Annotated in this window: 20 protein-coding genes and 1 tRNA gene; 5 read left to right on the top strand and 16 right to left on the bottom strand. The window is 30.2% G+C overall.

Translation table 11 applies throughout. The features are described 5' to 3' along the window. The first annotated feature begins 25 nt into the window (after positions 1-25). The 3 genes from pyrB (at position 26) to ACLVEP_RS00985 (ending at position 1,474) form a co-directional block, all read left to right on the top strand. Positions 26-955, top strand: a complete 930-nt coding sequence (pyrB, locus tag ACLVEP_RS00995; RefSeq protein ID WP_412582218.1) for an aspartate carbamoyltransferase — start codon at positions 26-28, stop codon at positions 953-955. Next, positions 955-1,377 (top strand): aspartate carbamoyltransferase regulatory subunit, encoded by a 423-nt coding sequence (locus ACLVEP_RS00990; RefSeq protein WP_412582217.1) that lies wholly within the window; start codon positions 955-957, stop codon positions 1,375-1,377. The genes pyrB and ACLVEP_RS00990 overlap by 1 nt, the downstream gene beginning before the upstream one ends. 21 nt (positions 1,378-1,398) lie before the next feature. After that, a tRNA-Thr gene (locus ACLVEP_RS00985) sits at positions 1,399-1,474 on the top strand. 9 nt (positions 1,475-1,483) lie between these two features. Here ACLVEP_RS00985 and ACLVEP_RS00980 read toward each other — a convergent pair. The 15 genes from ACLVEP_RS00980 to ACLVEP_RS00910 form a co-directional block, all read right to left on the bottom strand. Beyond that, the gene (locus ACLVEP_RS00980) at positions 1,484-2,734 is read right to left on the bottom strand and encodes a hypothetical protein (protein ID WP_412582215.1); all 1,251 of its coding nucleotides are present in this window, start codon (positions 2,732-2,734) and stop codon (positions 1,484-1,486) included. Between the two features lie 45 nt (positions 2,735-2,779). Continuing rightward, on the bottom strand, positions 2,780-3,475 hold the full coding sequence (locus ACLVEP_RS00975; protein ID WP_412582213.1) for a biotin--[acetyl-CoA-carboxylase] ligase: 696 nt from the start codon (positions 3,473-3,475) through the stop codon (positions 2,780-2,782). Between the two features lie 48 nt (positions 3,476-3,523). Then, positions 3,524-3,949 (bottom strand): 3-hydroxyacyl-ACP dehydratase FabZ, encoded by a 426-nt coding sequence (gene fabZ, locus ACLVEP_RS00970; protein WP_022000687.1) that lies wholly within the window; start codon positions 3,947-3,949, stop codon positions 3,524-3,526. After that, entirely contained in the window at positions 3,949-5,190 is a 1,242-nt protein-coding gene (gene fabF, locus ACLVEP_RS00965; RefSeq protein ID WP_412582212.1) for a beta-ketoacyl-ACP synthase II, read from the bottom strand. Before fabF ends, fabZ begins: the two co-directional genes overlap by 1 nt. Positions 5,191-5,201: 11 nt before the next feature. Next, a complete protein-coding gene (gene fabG, locus ACLVEP_RS00960; RefSeq protein ID WP_412582209.1) occupies positions 5,202-5,954 on the bottom strand; it encodes a 3-oxoacyl-[acyl-carrier-protein] reductase in 753 nt (250 codons plus the stop codon). Position 5,955: 1 nt separating this feature from the next. Then, positions 5,956-6,858: an ACP S-malonyltransferase gene (gene fabD, locus ACLVEP_RS00955; RefSeq protein WP_412582208.1), complete on the bottom strand. Its 903-nt coding sequence runs from the start codon at positions 6,856-6,858 to the stop codon at positions 5,956-5,958. Then, positions 6,855-7,898 (bottom strand): NAD(P)H-dependent flavin oxidoreductase, encoded by a 1,044-nt coding sequence (locus tag ACLVEP_RS00950; RefSeq protein ID WP_412582207.1) that lies wholly within the window; start codon positions 7,896-7,898, stop codon positions 6,855-6,857. The genes fabD and ACLVEP_RS00950 overlap by 4 nt, the downstream gene beginning before the upstream one ends. 1 nt (position 7,899) lies before the next feature. Beyond that, complete coding sequence (locus ACLVEP_RS00945) at positions 7,900-8,826, bottom strand: DUF561 domain-containing protein (RefSeq protein WP_412582206.1); 927 nt, start codon at positions 8,824-8,826, stop codon at positions 7,900-7,902. A 10-nt stretch (positions 8,827-8,836) separates the two neighbouring features. Then, on the bottom strand, positions 8,837-9,748 hold the full coding sequence (locus tag ACLVEP_RS00940; RefSeq protein WP_412582205.1) for a beta-ketoacyl-ACP synthase III: 912 nt from the start codon (positions 9,746-9,748) through the stop codon (positions 8,837-8,839). A gap of 11 nt (positions 9,749-9,759) precedes the next feature. Then, positions 9,760-10,680: an acetyl-CoA carboxylase carboxyltransferase subunit alpha gene (locus tag ACLVEP_RS00935; protein ID WP_412582204.1), complete on the bottom strand. Its 921-nt coding sequence runs from the start codon at positions 10,678-10,680 to the stop codon at positions 9,760-9,762. Between the two features lie 2 nt (positions 10,681-10,682). Next, positions 10,683-11,549, bottom strand: a complete 867-nt coding sequence (gene accD, locus ACLVEP_RS00930; RefSeq protein WP_412582365.1) for an acetyl-CoA carboxylase, carboxyltransferase subunit beta — start codon at positions 11,547-11,549, stop codon at positions 10,683-10,685. Further along, positions 11,549-12,907, bottom strand: coding sequence for an acetyl-CoA carboxylase biotin carboxylase subunit (locus ACLVEP_RS00925; protein ID WP_412582203.1), 1,359 nt, complete (start codon positions 12,905-12,907; stop codon positions 11,549-11,551). The genes accD and ACLVEP_RS00925 overlap by 1 nt, the downstream gene beginning before the upstream one ends. Continuing rightward, the gene (locus tag ACLVEP_RS00920) at positions 12,900-13,325 is read right to left on the bottom strand and encodes an acetyl-CoA carboxylase biotin carboxyl carrier protein (RefSeq protein ID WP_412582202.1); all 426 of its coding nucleotides are present in this window, start codon (positions 13,323-13,325) and stop codon (positions 12,900-12,902) included. Before ACLVEP_RS00920 ends, ACLVEP_RS00925 begins: the two co-directional genes overlap by 8 nt. Before the next feature lie 104 nt (positions 13,326-13,429). Then, positions 13,430-13,657, bottom strand: coding sequence for an acyl carrier protein (gene acpP / locus ACLVEP_RS00915; protein ID WP_022000698.1), 228 nt, complete (start codon positions 13,655-13,657; stop codon positions 13,430-13,432). Positions 13,658-13,831: 174 nt separating this feature from the next. After that, positions 13,832-14,830, bottom strand: a complete 999-nt coding sequence (locus ACLVEP_RS00910) for a GtrA family protein (RefSeq protein ID WP_412582201.1) — start codon at positions 14,828-14,830, stop codon at positions 13,832-13,834. A 158-nt stretch (positions 14,831-14,988) separates the two neighbouring features. Between ACLVEP_RS00910 and ACLVEP_RS00905 the strand changes: the two genes are divergently transcribed. Next, entirely contained in the window at positions 14,989-16,011 is a 1,023-nt protein-coding gene (locus tag ACLVEP_RS00905; RefSeq protein WP_412582200.1) for a YeiH family protein, read from the top strand. Between the two features lie 98 nt (positions 16,012-16,109). Continuing rightward, positions 16,110-17,789: a Na/Pi cotransporter family protein gene (locus ACLVEP_RS00900; RefSeq protein WP_412582199.1), complete on the top strand. Its 1,680-nt coding sequence runs from the start codon at positions 16,110-16,112 to the stop codon at positions 17,787-17,789. A gap of 41 nt (positions 17,790-17,830) precedes the next feature. Here ACLVEP_RS00900 and ACLVEP_RS00895 read toward each other — a convergent pair. Further along, positions 17,831-18,063 (bottom strand): DUF4351 domain-containing protein (locus tag ACLVEP_RS00895; RefSeq protein WP_412582198.1); only part of this gene is annotated, 233 nt, incomplete at its 5' end.

Here is an 18,063-nt window from a genome sequence, read left to right as displayed (position 1 = left end):
ATTGAAGGAAAAAAAGGAGACTATTATGAAATATTTAATTGACCCAATGGATTTAAGTGTAGAAGAAATTGATGAACTGATTGATATTGCTAATGATATCATTAAGGATCGTACGCGTTATCAAGATGTTTGTCATCATAAAATTCTAGCCACATTATTTTTTGAACCAAGTACACGTACAAGACTTTCTTTTGAATCAGCTATGTTATCACTTGGTGGAAGTGTTTTAGGCTTTTCAAGTGCAAACAATACAAGTGCTTCTAAAGGTGAAAGTGTTAGTGATACTATTAGTGTTGTTTCAAGCTATTGCGATATCATTGCAATGCGTCATCCAAAAGAAGGTGCCCCTCTTGTTGCTACAAGAAAAAGTACAGTACCTTTAATCAATGCAGGAGATGGTGGTCATAACCATCCAACGCAAACATTAACTGATTTACTTACAATTTATAGAGAAAAAGGTAGATTAGATAATCTAACAATTGGTTTTTGTGGGGATTTAAAATTTGGACGTACAGTTCATTCACTTACAAAAGCAATGTCACGTTATAAAAATATTAAATTCGTGTTTATTGCACCACCTGAACTTAAAATTCCTGAATATTTAAAACATGATTTATTAGATGCTAAAAATTTAGATTATAGAGAAGTTGAAACAATTGAAGAAGTTATTGAAGATTTAGATATTCTTTATATGACACGTGTTCAAAAAGAAAGATTCTTCAATGAACAAGATTATATTCGTTTAAAAGATACATATATTTTAGATTTAAAGAAATTAGAAAAATCAAAATCTGATTTAATCGTTATGCACCCATTACCTCGTGTTAATGAAATTGCTATTGAGGTTGATGATGATCCAAGAGCTAAGTATTTTGATCAAGTTCAAAACGGACGTTTTATGCGTATGGCACTTATTTTAAAAATGTTAGGATTGGAAAATGAGGTAGAAAGATAATGAAGATAGATAGTATTAAAAACGGAATTGTTTTAGATCATATTACTGCTGGTAAATCTTTAGAAGTTTATAAAGCATTAGGATTAGATAAATTAGATTGTAGCGTTGCTATTATTAAAAACGTTAAATCTAATAAAATGGGTAAAAAAGATATTTTAAAAATAGATGAAGAATTTGCATTAGATTTTGATGTTTTAGGATATTTAGATCCTAATATTACTGTCTGTATTATTAAAGATGGTAAGCTTGTTGAAAAGAAAAAATTGCAACTTCCTCAAAAAATCATTAATGTAGAAAGATGTAAAAATCCTCGTTGTATTACATCAGTAGAACAAGGATTAGATCATGTTTTCTATTTAGCAAATAAAGATAAACGTATTTATCGTTGTCTTTATTGTGAAACAAAAGTTGAAAAAAAATAGAAGCTTTGCTTCTATTTCTATGCTGGAGTAGCTCCAATGGTAGAGCAACTGACTCGTAACCAGTAGGCTGTGGGTTCAAATCCCATCTCCAGCACCATTATTAAAATCAACGTGAGGTTGATTTTTTTATTAAATTTTTTTCCATAAGTTTTTGATAGAGTATATCAATTCTTCTAGAAAAACCTTCTGTTAATTTTTCTATTTGAATATCGAACAACTGAATATAAGATTGATTTTCTTTTAAAAGTTGATTGTAAACTTGAACAAGCTCTTTTAATCTTTCAAAAGTTTTTTCTTGAAGAGAAATGGTAAATAAATCTAATAATTCTTCACTTGATATTAAATAATTAGTAAAACATTTAACTTCTCCTACATTAAAATCCCAATACTTTTCAGTTACATTACAATTATTACTTCTACCTGTGTCAAAGATTGGACAAACATCTACCCATTTTAAAGTATCAACATTACGAATAATACCAAAATTATTCAAATGACGATCTTCATTTAACATGATATAATCAAGCATCAACATTTTTTGAACTTTTTCATCAGCATTTTGAATTCCATGATCTTCAAGAATTTTAATATAAACATAAAAATCATCTTTTGAATGCATAAGTTGATTTTCTTCTTGTAATACTTGATAAGCTGGTATTATTTCTTGAGAAGAATTTATCATACACTTACAAACAGAAACAAGTGTTTGTTGTCGCTTTGTTTGAATCTTTTTTAATGAATACTTAACATATGGAACATTAATAATTTCACATATTTTGGAGGCAATTACTTCATTAATTGGCTCAAATGCATAAAGTGTACCAGATCCTTTTAAAAGATAGTTTTCATTATTAACTTTAATCCATGCTTTTTTTAATTGTCCACCCAATGTATTATTGGGAGTTGTATATTTACTTTTACTTGTTGATTCTATATTAAGCGTATTAAAACTATCTTTTCCGTAAGTTGCTTCAAAAAAATCTTTGCCGTCATAATCATGATCAAAATAATTAATATCTTCCCAAGAAATATTTTCATCTAAAGGTTTTAGCCAATATTGATCGGATAACGACAATGCATAATGTTTATTGGCTAATTCATAACCATCTCGAACTTGATATTCTTCAAAAATACTATCTTTATTATCCCTATAATTTGGAACAATTCTTGTTGAAAACCACTCATTTATTCCTTTTATAATTTCTTTATGTGTTTTATTTTTTTTAAAATCTTGATAAATCGAAAATGGCAATGCTTCTTTATTTAATAAAATAAAATCATTTTCAAAAAGAAAATCGTCATCATTTTGTTGTAAGATCATTAACTCTTTATTTTTATTCATTAAATAATATTTCATCAATATTATTCCCTTCTATTCTAAAATTTTATTACTTATTCTACTCTATATCTTTGTATCATGTAAAGATATTTCATTAACTACCTGCTTATAAGTTCTTCCTTGTCGATCAACAAATAAAACAGCTCCATCATCTAATAGCTTTTGAAAACAAACTTCACCATACTCACCATATTCTACCCACTTATCTTTTAAATAAGAAATACTATTAGCATATTCTAAAACCTTATGAAACTGATTTGTTTGATATAAATTATAATAAATCAACATAAAGGTTTTAAGACCTACAGCTAACTTAGAAATCTTATAGGTTTTCCCTGTAACTTGTTTCATGGATTGATATTCATTATTATTGACATTTAAACCTATTCCTACGATTACACCTTTTAAATCAGGATCTAAAATTGTTTCTACTAAAATACCACAAATCTTTTTTCCATAGACATAAATATCATTGGGCCATTTGATAGTTGCTTTTATACGATGACGATCAAGTAAACCAACAACAGAACATGTCGCTAATTGTGTCATTTTCCAAGCATCTTCTATTTTATGAAAATCTTTAAATAAAAAACTCATAATCAAATTTTCATTTGCATGGCTTTTCCAAACATGACCATTTCTACCTCTACCTTTTGTTTGATATTTGGCAGTAACGCATGCTTGCATAGGTAAATTTTGATATTCTCTTTTTAAATAATCATTTGTTGAATCGATTTCTTCTAGCTCTATTAGTTTCATAAAGTCACCTCTTTATCATGATAAAATAAAAAAAATTGCAATTCAAGATTATTGAATTGCAAATGTAAGTTCGGCTTTGCAAACAACTTTACCATTTACTTTTGCAATAGCTTCACCAATTCCTACGGGTCCTTTTTGTTTAGTAAGAACACATTCCATTTCCAAAACATCCCCTGGTGTTACTTGTCCTTTAAAACGACAATTTTTAATACCACCAAAAAAAGCAATTTTCCCTTTATTTTCTTCTTTTGATAAAATGGCAATACATCCTACTTGTGCCAAAGCTTCGACGATCAAAACGCCTGGCATGACATGATGACTTGGAAAATGTCCACAAAAATGCATTTCATTAACACTGACACATTTAATTCCTTTAGCATACTCACCTGGTTTATAATCTGTAATTCGATCTACTAAAGCAAAAGGATAACGATGAGGATTGATTTCTTGTATTTGATTACTATTAAGTTCCATTACTCTTCTCCATATTTCTTAAAAATAATTGAGGCATTATGCCCTCCAAAACCTAATGAATTTGACATTACATAATTTAATGCTTGTTTTCTCCCATGATTTGCGACAATATCTAAATCGCATTCTTCATCAAAATTTTGATAATTAATAGTTGCTGGAATAAAGCTTTCTTCAATTGCTTTAACACATAAGACACCTTCAATGCCACCAGCAGCTCCTAAACAATGACCTGTATTTCCTTTTGTTGAAGATACAGCCACTTTATAAGCATGATTTTTAAAAGCTTTTTTGATTGCAGCCGTTTCTAACTTATCATTCATCGGTGTTGATGTTCCATGAGCATTAATATAATCAATTTGACTAGCTTCAAGAGAAGCATCTTGAAGTGCATTGATCATGGCTTTAGCACCTCCAATACCTTCGGGAGCTGGAGCTGTCATATGATAAGCATCACAACTAACACCATAACCTACCATTTCACAATAAATATGTGCCCCTCTTGCTTTAGCATGTTCAAGTTCTTCTAAAACAAGCATTCCTGCTCCTTCGCCCATGACAAAACCATTTCTTTCTTTATCAAAAGGAATTGAAGCACGTTTTGGATCATGCGATTCACTTAAAGCTTTCATTGATGTAAAACCACCAATACCAAGAGGTGTAATGCTTGCTTCACAACCTCCAGCAATGGTTACATCTAAATAACCATCACGAATATTTCTAAAGGCATCACCAATAGCATTTGTTCCCCCCGCACAGGCTGTTACAGGACATGTAGCAAGTCCTTGTGCTTTAAAGGCAATGGCAATTTGACCAGCTGCTAAATTAACAATGGTCATAGGAATAAAGTATGGAGAAACACGATCAAAACCTTTCTTTAAACCACGTTGATGATTTTCTTCAATAGATCCTAATCCTCCAATACCACTTGATACAACTACCCCAAAACGATCATGATTTATAGAATCTATCTCTAATTTAGAATCTTTGATAGCTTCTTTAGCAGCAATCAGTCCATATTGAATAAATTTATCCATTTTACGAACATCTTTTTTATCTAAATATTCAGTAGCTTCCAAGTTCTTTAATTCACCTGCTACTTTTACCTTCATATTTGAAGTATCAAATGATTGAATGAAATCAATCCCACATTGATGATTTAAAATACCTTCCCATGTATCATTTACATTATTTCCAATAGGTGTTAAAGCACCTATTCCTGTTACGACAACTCTTCTTTTCATATACTTCTCCTTTACATAGCCATGCCACCATCAACATGCAATGTTTGTCCAGTAATATACTTTGCTTCATCACTTGCTAGAAAAACAACAGCATTTGCAATATCTTGAACACTTCCAAATGTTCCTAAAGGAATTTGACTTTTCATTTGTTCTTTAATATCATCACTTAAAACATCTGTCATTGCTGTTTGAATAAATCCCGGAGCTACAGCATTTACAGTAATCCCTCGACTTCCTACTTCTCTAGCAAGAGACATTGTCATTCCAATAATTCCTGATTTACTAGCTGCATAATTGACTTGTCCAGCATTTCCCATAACGCCTACAACAGATGACATGGAAACAATACGTCCATATTTTTGTTTCATCATTAATTTTGTCGCATGTTTCATACAATTCCATGTTCCTTTTAAATTTACATCAATAACTGCATCAAAATCATTTTCTTTCATGCGTAACATTAAACCATCTTTTGTAATTCCAGCATTATTAATTAAAATATCTAATCTTCCATATTCATTTTTAATTGTTTTAAACATCTCTAATGTTTCATCATAACTTGCTACATTTGCAGATAAGATTTCACATTTTCCTCCAAGACTTTCAATTTCATTTTTTGTCATTTGGGCAATTTCTTGATTATTCCCTAAATCTATATAATTAATTAAAACAAAAGCACCATTTAAAGCTAATGTTTTAGCAATTTCTTTACCAATACCTTGTCCTCCACCTGTAACAAGAGCAATTTTATTTTCTAATCTCATTTTATTCTCCTTTCAAAGCTTTCACTGTTTGTTTCAATGATTCCATATCTTCTATTTGATAAAGCTGAATACTTCGATCTATCTTTCTAACAAAACCACTTAATACCTTTCCTGGCCCTACTTCAATAATCGTATCAACACCTTGATCTATCATATAGCGAATACTTTTTTCAAAGTAAACAGGTGACATCACTTGTTTTTCTAAAATTTCTGGTATTGATTGATCTTCGATTTCATGACCTAAAGTATTAAAAATAACAGGTATTTTCATTTCATGAAAAGTTTCTTTTTTAAATCTTTCTTTTAAAGCAATTGACGCTTCTTTTAATAAAGACGTATGAAAAGGTCCACTCGTATTTAAAGAAATCACTCTTCTTGCTTTATTTTCTAAAGCCAATTCTTTAACTTTTTCCACAGCCTTTTTTTCACCAGCAACAACAAGTTGACCAGGGCAATTATAATTAGAAATAGAAACAACTCCTAATGAACTCGCTTGATGACACAAATCTTGTAAAAGATCTTCCTTCATTCCTAAAACGGCAATCATTTCACTTTCAATTTCTGATACTGCTTCTTGCATGACTTTTCCTCTAAAACGTGCAAGATCAATCACTTGTTGTCTTTTAAAAACCCCTGCACAATATAAAGCCGAATATTCACCTAAAGAAAGACCAGCTGTATAGTCAGGAACAATCCCTTGTTCCTTTAACAAATCTGTAATAATTGTGGCTACCATCACCATACATGGTTGGGTATATGGTGTATAAGATAGGTTTTCAAGTGGCCCATTAAAACATAATTCCTTTAAATCTTCATTTTGATCAAAGATTTCACGAGGATAAAATGATTTTCCCATTCCCACAACTTGACTTCCTTGACCAGCATAAATAATTCCTAATTTCATTTGTCATCCTCCATTAATTCATGAATCACTTCATCAACATGCATCAAATGATCTTGCCTATAACCATAAGCTCCTGTAAAAATAAGACCATCTTCTAAATTTCCTTTAACAGCTTCTATTAAAGCTCTTGAAATACAATAAGGTGTATTTTTAACATCACAAGGAATTAAACATTGATAACATTTTTTAACAGGTATTTTTTCTTTCTTGGTTTTTTTAACAAAACTATTTTGCATTGCTCTTCCAGGCATTCCAACAGGAGAAGAAACAAAACCAATATCTTCTTGATGAGCTTTTAAAAAAGCCTCTTTATATTTGATATGAGCATCACATTCATACGTTGTAATAAAGCGTGTTGCTACTTGAATACCATCAACCCCTAGATCAAAAAAATGTTTAACATCACTTCTTTGACTGATTCCTCCTGCTACAAAAATAGGAATATTCAATTTATTATTTTCTACAATTTCTTCAACATCTTTAAAAATTTCTTCTAAACTTTGGCATGTTTGATTTTCTAAATCTTCTTTTTTAAACCCTAAATGTCCTCCTGCTTGACTTCCTTCAATAACAATAAAATCTGGTGTACGTTGATACTTTTTGAGCCAATGTTTTATGATTACCTTACAGGCTTTACCACTTGAAACAATTGGAGCAATTAAAACATCATGATCTTTTACCAATTCTGGTAAACGTAAAGGAAGCCCAGCTCCTGAAATAATAGCATCAACTTTACTCTCTAATGCTGCATTGATCAATTCATCATAATCTTTTAAAGCAACCATCGCATTGATAGCTACTAAACCTTTTCCTTGAGAAAGCTTTTGTGCTTTTAAAATTTCTTTTTTTAAAGCACGAATATTTGCTTGTCGATGATTACTTTCAAAATCATCTTCCTTGTATCCTGGATGCGCTGTAGAAATAACTCCCATCGCCCCACACTTAGCAACATGTCCTGCCAAATTTCCTAGAGACACACCAACACCCATTCCTCCTTGAATTAAAGGAACAGTTAGGCTTTTTTGATTGATTTCTAACATTTTAAATCTCCAAATTTGAATAAGTTTCTTGTAACTCACTCATCATTTCTTCTAAAATTTGTTTAACGGGTTTAATTTCATGAATCATTCCTGCAACTTGTCCTGCCATCAATGAACCATCATCAACATTTCCCTCAAAAACGGCTTTTCTTAATGAACCTAGAGTATATTTTTCAAGTTCCATCATATCTGCTCCCGCTTTTTCTTTTTGAATATAAGCTTTTGCCATTTTATTTTTTAAGATTCTTACTGGTGTTCCATTAATTCTTCCTGTAACAGTTGTCGAAGTATCTTTTGCCTTTAAAATTGCTTGTTTATAATTTTCATGAATTGGACATTCTTTACTTGCGAGTAAAACTGTTCCAATTTGTACACCACAAGCACCTAAAGCATAAGCCGCTAACATTTGCATGCCACTGGCAATTCCTCCTGCAGCAATAACAGGAATAGAAACATTGCTTACAACTTGAGGAACAAGCGCCATAGTCGTTGCCTCACCAATATGTCCTCCTGCTTCACAACCTTCAACAATTAAACCATCCACACCTGCACGTTCTAATCTTTTAGCAAGAGCCACACTAGGAACAACAGGTAAAACTTTAATTCCTGCTTCTTTCCACATTTTTATATATACACCTGGATTTCCAGCACCAGTTGTCACGACTGGAACATGTTCATCAATAACGATTTGTGCCATTTCTTTGGCATCTGGATTGAGTAACATAATATTGACACCAAAAGGTTGATTCGTTAATTTTTTACATGCTTGAATTTCTGCTTTTAACATTTTAGCATTCATTCCTCCAGCTCCAATCAAACCTAGCCCTCCTGCATTAGAAACACTCGCAGCAAAGGCACCTGTAGCAATATTGGCCATTCCTCCTTGAATAATAGGATATTTAATATTTAATAACTCATTTAATTTCATTTTGTTCTCCTTACCATTCCATTAAAATTGCACCCCAAGTAAGTCCTCCACCAAAACCAACGAGAATGATTTTCATTCCTTTTTGAAGTAATCCTTGTTCATTCATCTTCGCTAAAGCTAATGGAATACTCGCTGCTGAGGTATTTCCATATTCTTGTAAGTTCATATAAAACTTTTCACTTGAACATTGATATTTTTTATAAACATGTTTAATAATTCTTTCATTTGCTTGATGACAAATCACATAATCAATATCATTTAACGTCATTTTTGCTTGATTTAAGACATGATCAATACTTAAAGGAATTGTTTTAATAGCAAATTTAAAAACATCTTGACCTTTCATTTTTAAATAATCGTTTCTTTTAGAAAATAGTACTTCTTCATTTCCATCACTATCTAAATAACTATAAAAAAGCTTTTGACTTTTTTTAATAAGCGTAGCGGCTGCCCCATCTCCAAATAAAATACACGTATTACGATCTTGATAATCTACAATAGAGCTTAATTGTTCACTTCCAATAACAAGTCCATATTGATTTTCCTCTAACAAGCTTTGAGCAACTTTTAAAGCATAAACATAACCACTACAAGCAACATTGATATCAAAACACATCATTGATTGATGATTTAAACCTAAAGCTTTTTGTACAAGACACGCATTACTTGGCGTATTATTTTCTGGTGTCATCGTAGCTACAATAATTAAAGCAAGTTGACTTAAATCTTGATTTTGAGTTGCTTTTTTAGCAGCTTCAATAGCTAGAAAAGCACTTGATTTATCTGAAAGATGTCTTTTTAAAATACCAGTTCGTGAAACGATCCATTCATTAGATGTTTCTACCATTTGTTCAAGTTGTTGATTATCTAAAGTCTTTTCAATTTTGGCATAACCTGTAGAAACAATTTCAATTCCATTCATCTTTTTCACCTTTAAAATACTTGTCCTATCTTTCTATATTTTTCATAACGCTTATTAATCAATTGAGATGTTGATAACTTTTGTAATTCTTTAAGATTAGTATTTAAATATTCTTTTATTTGTCGATAAACTTCATAGCTTTCAACAGTAGCCCCTTTTAAATCTTCATCTATGATATGATCAATAATATGACGCTCATAAAGATCCTTAGCTGTTAATTTCATTAAGCTTGCAGCTTCTTCAACACGTTTTCCTTCTTGATCTTTCCATAAAATAGAAGCAAATCCTTCAGGAGATAAAATCGAATAAACACTATTTTCTAACATGACTAAACGATCACTTACACTTAAAGCCAAAGCTCCTCCAGAACCTCCCTCACCAATAACAATAGTAATAATAGGGACTTTTAAAAGAGACATCTCTAAAAGATTTCGAGCAATTGCTTCTCCAATTCCATGCATTTCTGCTTCCATTCCTGGATAAGCTCCTGGAGTATCGACAAAAGCAATAATAGGACGTTTAAATTTTTCTGCCTGTTTCATTAAACGCATAGCTTTTCGATAGCCTTCTGGTGAAGACATTCCAAAATTACATTTTAAATTATCTTCTAAAGTTCTTCCTTTTAAATGACCAATAATTGTTACAGGTTGTTGATTAAATAAGCCAATACCTCCAACAATTGAACCATCATCTTTTGCTAAACGATCTCCATGTAATTCAATAAAATCATCAAAGAGATGATTGATATAATCTTTAATATTTGATCGTGTACTTTTTCTCGCAAGATAAACATGATCATAAGGTGAAAGATGTTGATAATATTCTTCATGTTTTTTGATTTGACTTTTGATTTCTTTTTTTCTTTCTTGATTGCAATCAAGAAGTTCTTTTTGTAACTTTTCAATTTCTTTTTCTACTTGACTTAAAGACACCCTTATGCCCCCTTACCATGCATTTTTAAAATTCTAATAAGTGTTGAACGCATTTCTTGACGTTTCACAATTAAATCAACAAATCCTTGTTCTTCCATAAACTCCGTTGTTTGGAAGTTCTCCGGTAATTTTTGTTTAAGCGTACTTTCAATGACACGTCTTCCTGCAAATCCAATTAATGCTTGAGGTTCACCAATAATAATATCTCCTAAACTTGCAAATGAAGCTGTTACTCCTCCTGTTGTTGGATGGGTAATATATGAAATATAAAGTAAACCTGCTTGATGATGTCTAGCAAGAGCTGCGGAGGTTTTTGTCATTTGCATTAAGGAAAAAATTCCTTCTTGCATTCTAGCGCCTCCTGAAGCTGTAAAAATAATGAGTGGATACTTTCTTTTGGTTGCATGTTCAATAGCTTTCGTGATTTTATCACCTACAATAGAAGACATACTTCCCATTAAAAAACGTGAATCCATCACACAAGTAATCACTTTTGTCCCATTTATTTTTCCACTTGCTACAACAACGGCTTCATTTAAACCTGTTTTTTGTTGTAAAAATTCTAATTTTTCATCATATCCAGGAAATTCTAAAGGATTTACTCTTTGTGTACTTTTATAGAGTTCTTTATATTTTCCTTGATCATAAATCATTTCTAATCTTTCATAAGCAGTAATCTTTAAATGATTTCCACAATGAGGACAAACTGACATATTTTTTTTAAGTTTACTTGTAAGAATCAATTCTTTACATTTTGGACATTTTGTATAAAGTCCTTCAGGAACTTCTTTTCTTTCATTTTCTCTTTTTTTTCTTAATGATTTAAATAAAAGAAGTTTTTCTTTTCTTTCTTTAAATAGCTGTTCCATCATCTTTCATTCACCAACTCATCTAAATGTTTTTCAATAAAACTTGTATCAAAATTTCCTTTGACATAATCACTTTCATGTAAAATCAAATACTGTAATTCTTGATTTGTATCAATACCATCAATCACTAATTCACTTAAAACCCTACGCATTTTACGAATTGCTTCAATACGATTTCTTCCATGAACGATGACCTTAGCAATCATTGAATCATAATGAGAAGACACTTGATAACCTTGGTATAAAGTTGTATCAATACGTACCCCAAAACCTCCTGGAATATGTAAACTGCTAACAATACCTGGTGAAGGTCTAAAACCTTCTTGAGGATTTTCAGCATTAATACGACATTCAAGGGCATGTCCCTTTAATTCAATATCACTTTGTTTATAATTCAATTTTAAATGTGCAGCTATTCTAATTTGTTCACGAATCAAATCAACCCCCGTTACCATTTCTGTTACTGGATGTTCAACTTGAATACGTGTATTCATTTCAATAAAATAATATTTTCCATCAGGTGCTAAAACAAATTCAATCGTTCCTGCATTAAAATAACCTACTTTTTTAGCTGCTTTGATAGCATCATTTCCCATCTTTTCTCGAAGCTCTTGACTTAAAGCTTTACTTGGAGATTCTTCCATCATCTTTTGGTTTCTTCTTTGAATTGAACAATCTCTTTCTCCTAAATGAATAACATTACCAAAATGATCAGCTAAAATTTGAAACTCAATATGTTTAGGATTTAAAATCAATTTTTCCATATACATATCATCATCACCAAAACAAGCCTTTGCCTCCGCTTTAGCTGTTAAATAAGCATTTTCAAATTCTTCTTCCTTAAAACATTTTCTCATACCTCTTCCACCACCACCGGCAGAAGCTTTAATTAAAACAGGATAACCAATCTTTCTAGCAATTTCTTTTCCTTGACTGACAGATTCAATACTGCCATCACTTCCAGGAACAACGGGAACTCCTGCTTCAATCATCATTTGTCGAGCAACGCTTTTATTTCCCATTTGATCAATCACATCACCACTTGGACCAATAAAAGTCATGCCACATTTTTCAACGAGTCTGGCAAACGTCGAATTTTCAGATAAATAACCAAATCCAGGATGGATTGCATCACATCCTGATAAAGTAGCTACTGATAAAATATTTTCCATATTTAAATAACTCTCACTACTTTTAGCAGGTCCAATACAGTAAGCTTCATCTGCTAATTGAACATGTAAAGAAGTGGCATCTGCTGAAGAATAAACAGCAACGGCTTCAATTCCCATTTCTTTACAACAACGAATAATTCTAACGGCTATTTCACCACGATTAGCAATCAATATCTTTTTAAACATTTTCTTCAATAACCATTAAAGCTTGATCATATTCAACAAGCGCTTCATTTTCTACAAGAATTGATGTAACCGTTCCATCACATGGTGCCTTAATTTCATTCATCACCTTCATTGCTTCAATAATACAAACAGTTTCTCCTTTTTTTACTGTTTTCCCTATTTTGACATAAGGATCACTTTCAGGTGAACTAGCAATATAAAATACTCCTACGATTGGTGATTTTACAGGTGTACCTGTAGGCTCTTTTGTTTTAACTTCTTCAACCATTTTATTTTCTTTTTCTAATGGTTTTACATATTCAACTTTTTCACTTTCTTTTTCTAATTCTATTTTTAAATCATCTATTTCTACTTTCATTTTAGTGACATTTGATTGATCAAATTCACTCATAATTTGTTTAATGAAATCTAATTTCATAGTATTCTCCTTTTATTTGAAGTTCAAAGTATCTAGCAAAATAATAAGCTTTGAAGTTCAAAGCTTATTACAAAATATATAGTCGCCTCAGCGACACTTCTTTACTATTTGTTTGCTTCAATATAATCTACGATATCTTTAACAGTTTTCATGTTAGAAGCAACTTCATCTGGAATTTCTACTTCAAATTCTTCTTCAATTTGCATAATTAATTCAACAGCATCTAAAGAATCAGCTTCTAAATCATCTTTTAAATTTGCTTCCATTGTAACTTGACTTTCATCACAACTTAATGAATCAACAATGATCTCTTTTACTTTTTCAAAATCCATTTTACTTTCCTCCTTGAATACGGTTTGTATTATACACGAAGAATATAAAATGTAAATACTTTGAAGTTCAAATTTAATTATTTTCTTAATTTTCTTTGATTTTATCAACGTTTTTTATTTAAAATATTTTTAAAAAGAGGATAAAACTCATCGTTTTATCCTCTTTTTCTAACATTACTCTTTATGAAACACCCATTTAGTTTGTGCACTATAACTAAGTAAAAATAATAAAAGATCTCCCACAGGTTTAGCAAGTTTTTCTGACATAATATTAAATACTGATGCTACATAAACAAATAAAGTTGATAAAATTGTAATAATAATTGTCAAAATCAAAAAACGAATGGCCGTTTGTTTACTGTTTGTCTTTCCTTTAAAAACATATTTTTTATTAATTATATAATTAACAATTGTAGAAATGACTCTAGCGATAAGACTTGCAAGAGCAATACGCCAAAAATCACTCGTCATCCATAATTTTAAAACATCCAATAATATCCAAGCTAATAAAACATCTATAATAGAACTAATAATAGACGAAGATACAAAACGAATAAGATGTAAAAAGATAACATAAATGATTTGGTAGGTCTTATTTTTTGGATGAAACGCTTCTTTTGATAATTTTTTTACTTTAATTTCTTCTATATGATGTTGATTTTGAACTTGATCTATTAAAGCCTGTACTTCATAACAATTTTCATCAACTTCTAACATTTCATCTAAATAAGATATTGAAAAACCAAACAATTCACTATCTACATTGATAAATTTTTGATTATAAATGAGTGAAAATAATTGCGAGATGATTCTTTTTCCTTGGTGATGTACAAAATAAAATTTAGATGTATCCTCATTAATTGATTGACTCATTTGATCAACTAACTTTAAATCATATTCATTTTCAATAACAAGTATGCCCTCTCTATCCTTTAAATGTTCTTTAACATACTGATATCCTTTTTTTAAAGCATAGCCTTTCCCTTTAAAATGTGGATAATTAATAATTTTACAATCATGAACCATCTTTTCAAAAATAGCATGATAATTTTCATCAGAACCATCATTAATTACTATAATATCATAATTTTTTTCTTTTAACTTTTTAACATAGTTTATAATCCTCTCCCTAGGATTATAAACTGGTATTAAAATAACCATTTTACTAAACATATTCATCCCTCATCATATCTATGATACATGAATGTGTTTTAAAGTACAAACTTATGAGAAAAAATTATTCTTAATTTTTCTTAATAATTAATTTATGAGTTTATAGTTATTTACTATTATTTATGCTAAACTACTTTTGTTTAAAAGGGAGAAAGTTTATGAATTTAAAAAAGAATTATAAAGGAATCTTATTATGTTTAATCATTGCGATTCCTTGTTGGTTTTTAGGAAAGAAGTTTCCTATTGTTGGTGGTCCTGTCTTTGGGATTATTCTTGGAATGATTATTACTTTATTTATTAAAGATAAAAATGAATTACAATCAGGTATTACTTTTACATCCAAAAAAATCTTACAATATGCTGTTATCTTATTAGGATTTGGAATGAATTTATCGGTTGTTTTACAAACAGGAAAACAATCTTTGCCAATCATTTTAGCTACTATTTCTACATCATTGATTGTTGCTTACCTATTACATAAAATGATGCATATTCCAAGTAAGATTTCTACTTTAATTGGTGTTGGTTCTTCTATTTGTGGAGGTTCAGCCATTGCAGCTACAGCACCTGTTATTGAAGCAAGTGATGAAGAAGTAGCTCAAAGTATTTCCGTTATCTTTTTATTTAATATGATTGCTGCTTTATTATTCCCTACGCTTGGAACACTGTTAGGTTTTTCTACAAAAAGTGGCGAAGCTTTTGGAATTTTTGCTGGTACTGCTATTAATGATACATCTTCTGTAACAGCAGCAGCTTCTACATGGGATTCAATGTACCATCTACAAAGTGCTACTTTAGATAAAGCTGTGACTGTTAAACTTACGCGAACACTCGCTATTATTCCGATTACTTTGGTTTTATCTTTTTTTAAGTTAAGAAAGAATAAAGATGGTCAAAAAGTTAATTTAAAGAAAGTTTTTCCATTTTTTATCATTTATTTTGTATTAGCTTCTATTATTACAACAGCTGCTATTAAAATGGGTGTCTCTGCTGATTTCTTTACACCTTTTAAAGAATTAAGTAAATTCTTTATTGTTCTAGCAATGGTGGCTATTGGTTTAAATACAAATGTTGTTAAATTAATTAAAAATGGTGGTAAACCAATTATCTTAGGTTTTATTTGTTGGATATGTATTGCTTGTATGAGTTTATTCATGCAACATCTTCTTGGAATATGGTAAAAAGCTCTTAGGAGCTTTTTTTGTTAAGTTAATGTTAAGTTTATTTACTTCATATTAAGAAAGTGTTAATCTACTTACGGATTGTGAGGGATATATATATGAAACTGTCGAATATTTTTTCTATGTTAGGCGGTTTAGCGCTTTTCCTTTATGGAATGAACATGATGTCTAATGGATTAGAGCTTGCTGCTGGAAATAAAATGAAATCTATTTTAGAAAAATTAACTTCTAATCGTATTTTAGGAGTTTTAGTTGGGGCTTTAGTTACAGCTGTTATTCAATCTTCTTCAGCAACAACTGTTATGGTTGTTGGATTTGTTAACTCTGGATTGATGTCTTTAACAAGTGCTGTTTGGGTAATTATGGGGGCCAATATTGGGACAACAATTACAGGTCAATTGATTGCTATTAATATTACTGCACTTGCTCCGTTATTTGCTTTTATTGGAGTTGCGATGATTGTTTTCTTTAAAAGTAAGAAATTGGATGCTATTGGAACTGTTATTGGTGGTTTAGGTATTTTATTTATTGGAATGGAAACAATGTCAAAGGCTATGGTGCCACTTAGAACAATGCCTGAATTTGTAGGATTGATTTCTAAATTCCAAAATCCACTTATTGGTATTATCGTAGGAGCTTTATTTACAGCGCTTATTCAAAGTTCATCAGCGTCTGTCGGTATTTTACAAGCTTTAGCTAAAAGTGGTGTTATGACTTTATCATCATCTATTTATGTATTATTTGGTCAAAATATTGGGACTTGTATTACTTCTGTTCTTGCTTCTATTGGAACAAGTAAAAATGCTAAAAGAACAACAATTATTCATTTATCTTTCAATATTATAGGGACTGTTATTTTTGTAACGATTAGTTTATTGTTCCCATTTGCAGATTTAGTACAAAGTATTACACCTAATAATGTGGCTGCTCAAATTGCCAATGTACATACGATTTTTAATGTAGCAACAACTTTATTATTACTTCCAATTGGGACTAAATTGGTTGATCTAGCAATTAAGATTTTACCTGAAGATAAAGAAGAAAGTGAACATATGTCTCTTAAATATTTAGATTTCAGTATTTTTGAAAATGATTTTCATATTGGAACAAGTGCTATCGCTAATACTCAATTATTTAATGAAACTCAACATATGTTAAATGTAGCGAATCATAATGTTAAAAGAGCATTTGAACTTTTAAATCATTTTGATCAAGAAAAATATGAACGACTTTTAAAAGATGAAAACTATATTAATTATTTAAATCAACAAATTATTGATTTTACAACTGCAGCTATTTCAAATGAGTTTCCTACAGAAGGTTCTCAAACAATTGTATTATTCTTAAAACTTTCTTCAGATTTAGAAAGAATCGGAGATCATGCAATCAATATTGCTAATAGAGCTCAAAAGTTAGCAGAAGATGATACCCATTTTTCTCAAGATGCTTTAAAAGAAATTAGTATTATGGAAAGTTTATGTAATAATATTTTAGATGAATTGATTATTTTAGATTATGATGAATTTAAAAATATCGTTGATAAAGTAGATGTGATGGAAGATAATATTGATAAAACTCAACATCAATTTACTGTTAATCAATTAATACGTTTAAAAGAAAAGAAATGTTCAACTGAAAACAGTATTATTTATACAAAAATCTTAACTGATTTTGAAAGAATCGGTGATCATGGATTAAATATTGCTGAAAGTTTATATCATATTCGTAAAATCATGAAACAAATGAAAATGATTAAACCTGAAATTGAAGAAGCATAAAAAATAGGTTATAGCGATTAATTCGTTATAACCTATTTTTATTAATGAATAATTTTTAAAACATCATCTTCACTATTAATATTAAATATATTAACAGTTAGTGCTTCTAATTTATCGAGGGATGCTTTTGTAAGTTGTTCTTCTAAATTACTTGATAGATTTCCTAACTTTATTTGAAGTTGTTCTTTTAAGGTATTTAGTTTACCTTTTTCAATTCCTATACTTTCTCCCTCGTTTCTCATTCTTTGAAATAATTGATCCATTGCCTTACACA

This window comes from Faecalibacillus sp. (genome assembly GCF_047023275.1).
Classification (GTDB): Bacteria; Bacillota_I; Bacilli_A; order Erysipelotrichales; family Coprobacillaceae; genus Faecalibacillus.
Note: the sequence above shows the minus strand (reverse complement) of the source record. Positions and strands in the feature narration are given on the sequence as shown.

Coding starts and splice junctions, on each gene's coding strand:
- ACLVEP_RS00910 (WP_412582201.1), bottom strand. CDS start 14,830: ATGTTTAGTAAAATGGTTATTTTAATACCAGTTTATAATCCTAGGGAG.
- accD (WP_412582365.1), bottom strand. CDS start 11,549: ATGGAACAGCTATTTAAAGAAAGAAAAGAAAAACTTCTTTTATTTAAA.
- ACLVEP_RS00950 (WP_412582207.1), bottom strand. CDS start 7,898: ATGTTAGAAATCAATCAAAAAAGCCTAACTGTTCCTTTAATTCAAGGA.
- fabD (WP_412582208.1), bottom strand. CDS start 6,858: ATGAAATTAGGAATTATTTATGCTGGTCAAGGAAGTCAAGTTGTGGGA.
- ACLVEP_RS00905 (WP_412582200.1), top strand. CDS start 14,989: ATGAATTTAAAAAAGAATTATAAAGGAATCTTATTATGTTTAATCATT.
- ACLVEP_RS00945 (WP_412582206.1), bottom strand. CDS start 8,826: ATGAAATTAAATGAGTTATTAAATATTAAATATCCTATTATTCAAGGA.
- acpP (WP_022000698.1), bottom strand. CDS start 13,657: ATGGATTTTGAAAAAGTAAAAGAGATCATTGTTGATTCATTAAGTTGT.
- ACLVEP_RS00980 (WP_412582215.1), bottom strand. CDS start 2,734: ATGAAATATTATTTAATGAATAAAAATAAAGAGTTAATGATCTTACAA.
- ACLVEP_RS00990 (WP_412582217.1), top strand. CDS start 955: ATGAAGATAGATAGTATTAAAAACGGAATTGTTTTAGATCATATTACT.
- ACLVEP_RS00900 (WP_412582199.1), top strand. CDS start 16,110: ATGAAACTGTCGAATATTTTTTCTATGTTAGGCGGTTTAGCGCTTTTC.
- fabF (WP_412582212.1), bottom strand. CDS start 5,190: ATGAAAAGAAGAGTTGTCGTAACAGGAATAGGTGCTTTAACACCTATT.
- ACLVEP_RS00940 (WP_412582205.1), bottom strand. CDS start 9,748: ATGAATGGAATTGAAATTGTTTCTACAGGTTATGCCAAAATTGAAAAG.
- ACLVEP_RS00920 (WP_412582202.1), bottom strand. CDS start 13,325: ATGAAATTAGATTTCATTAAACAAATTATGAGTGAATTTGATCAATCA.
- fabZ (WP_022000687.1), bottom strand. CDS start 3,949: ATGGAACTTAATAGTAATCAAATACAAGAAATCAATCCTCATCGTTAT.
- fabG (WP_412582209.1), bottom strand. CDS start 5,954: ATGAGATTAGAAAATAAAATTGCTCTTGTTACAGGTGGAGGACAAGGT.
- pyrB (WP_412582218.1), top strand. CDS start 26: ATGAAATATTTAATTGACCCAATGGATTTAAGTGTAGAAGAAATTGAT.
- ACLVEP_RS00975 (WP_412582213.1), bottom strand. CDS start 3,475: ATGAAACTAATAGAGCTAGAAGAAATCGATTCAACAAATGATTATTTA.
- ACLVEP_RS00925 (WP_412582203.1), bottom strand. CDS start 12,907: ATGTTTAAAAAGATATTGATTGCTAATCGTGGTGAAATAGCCGTTAGA.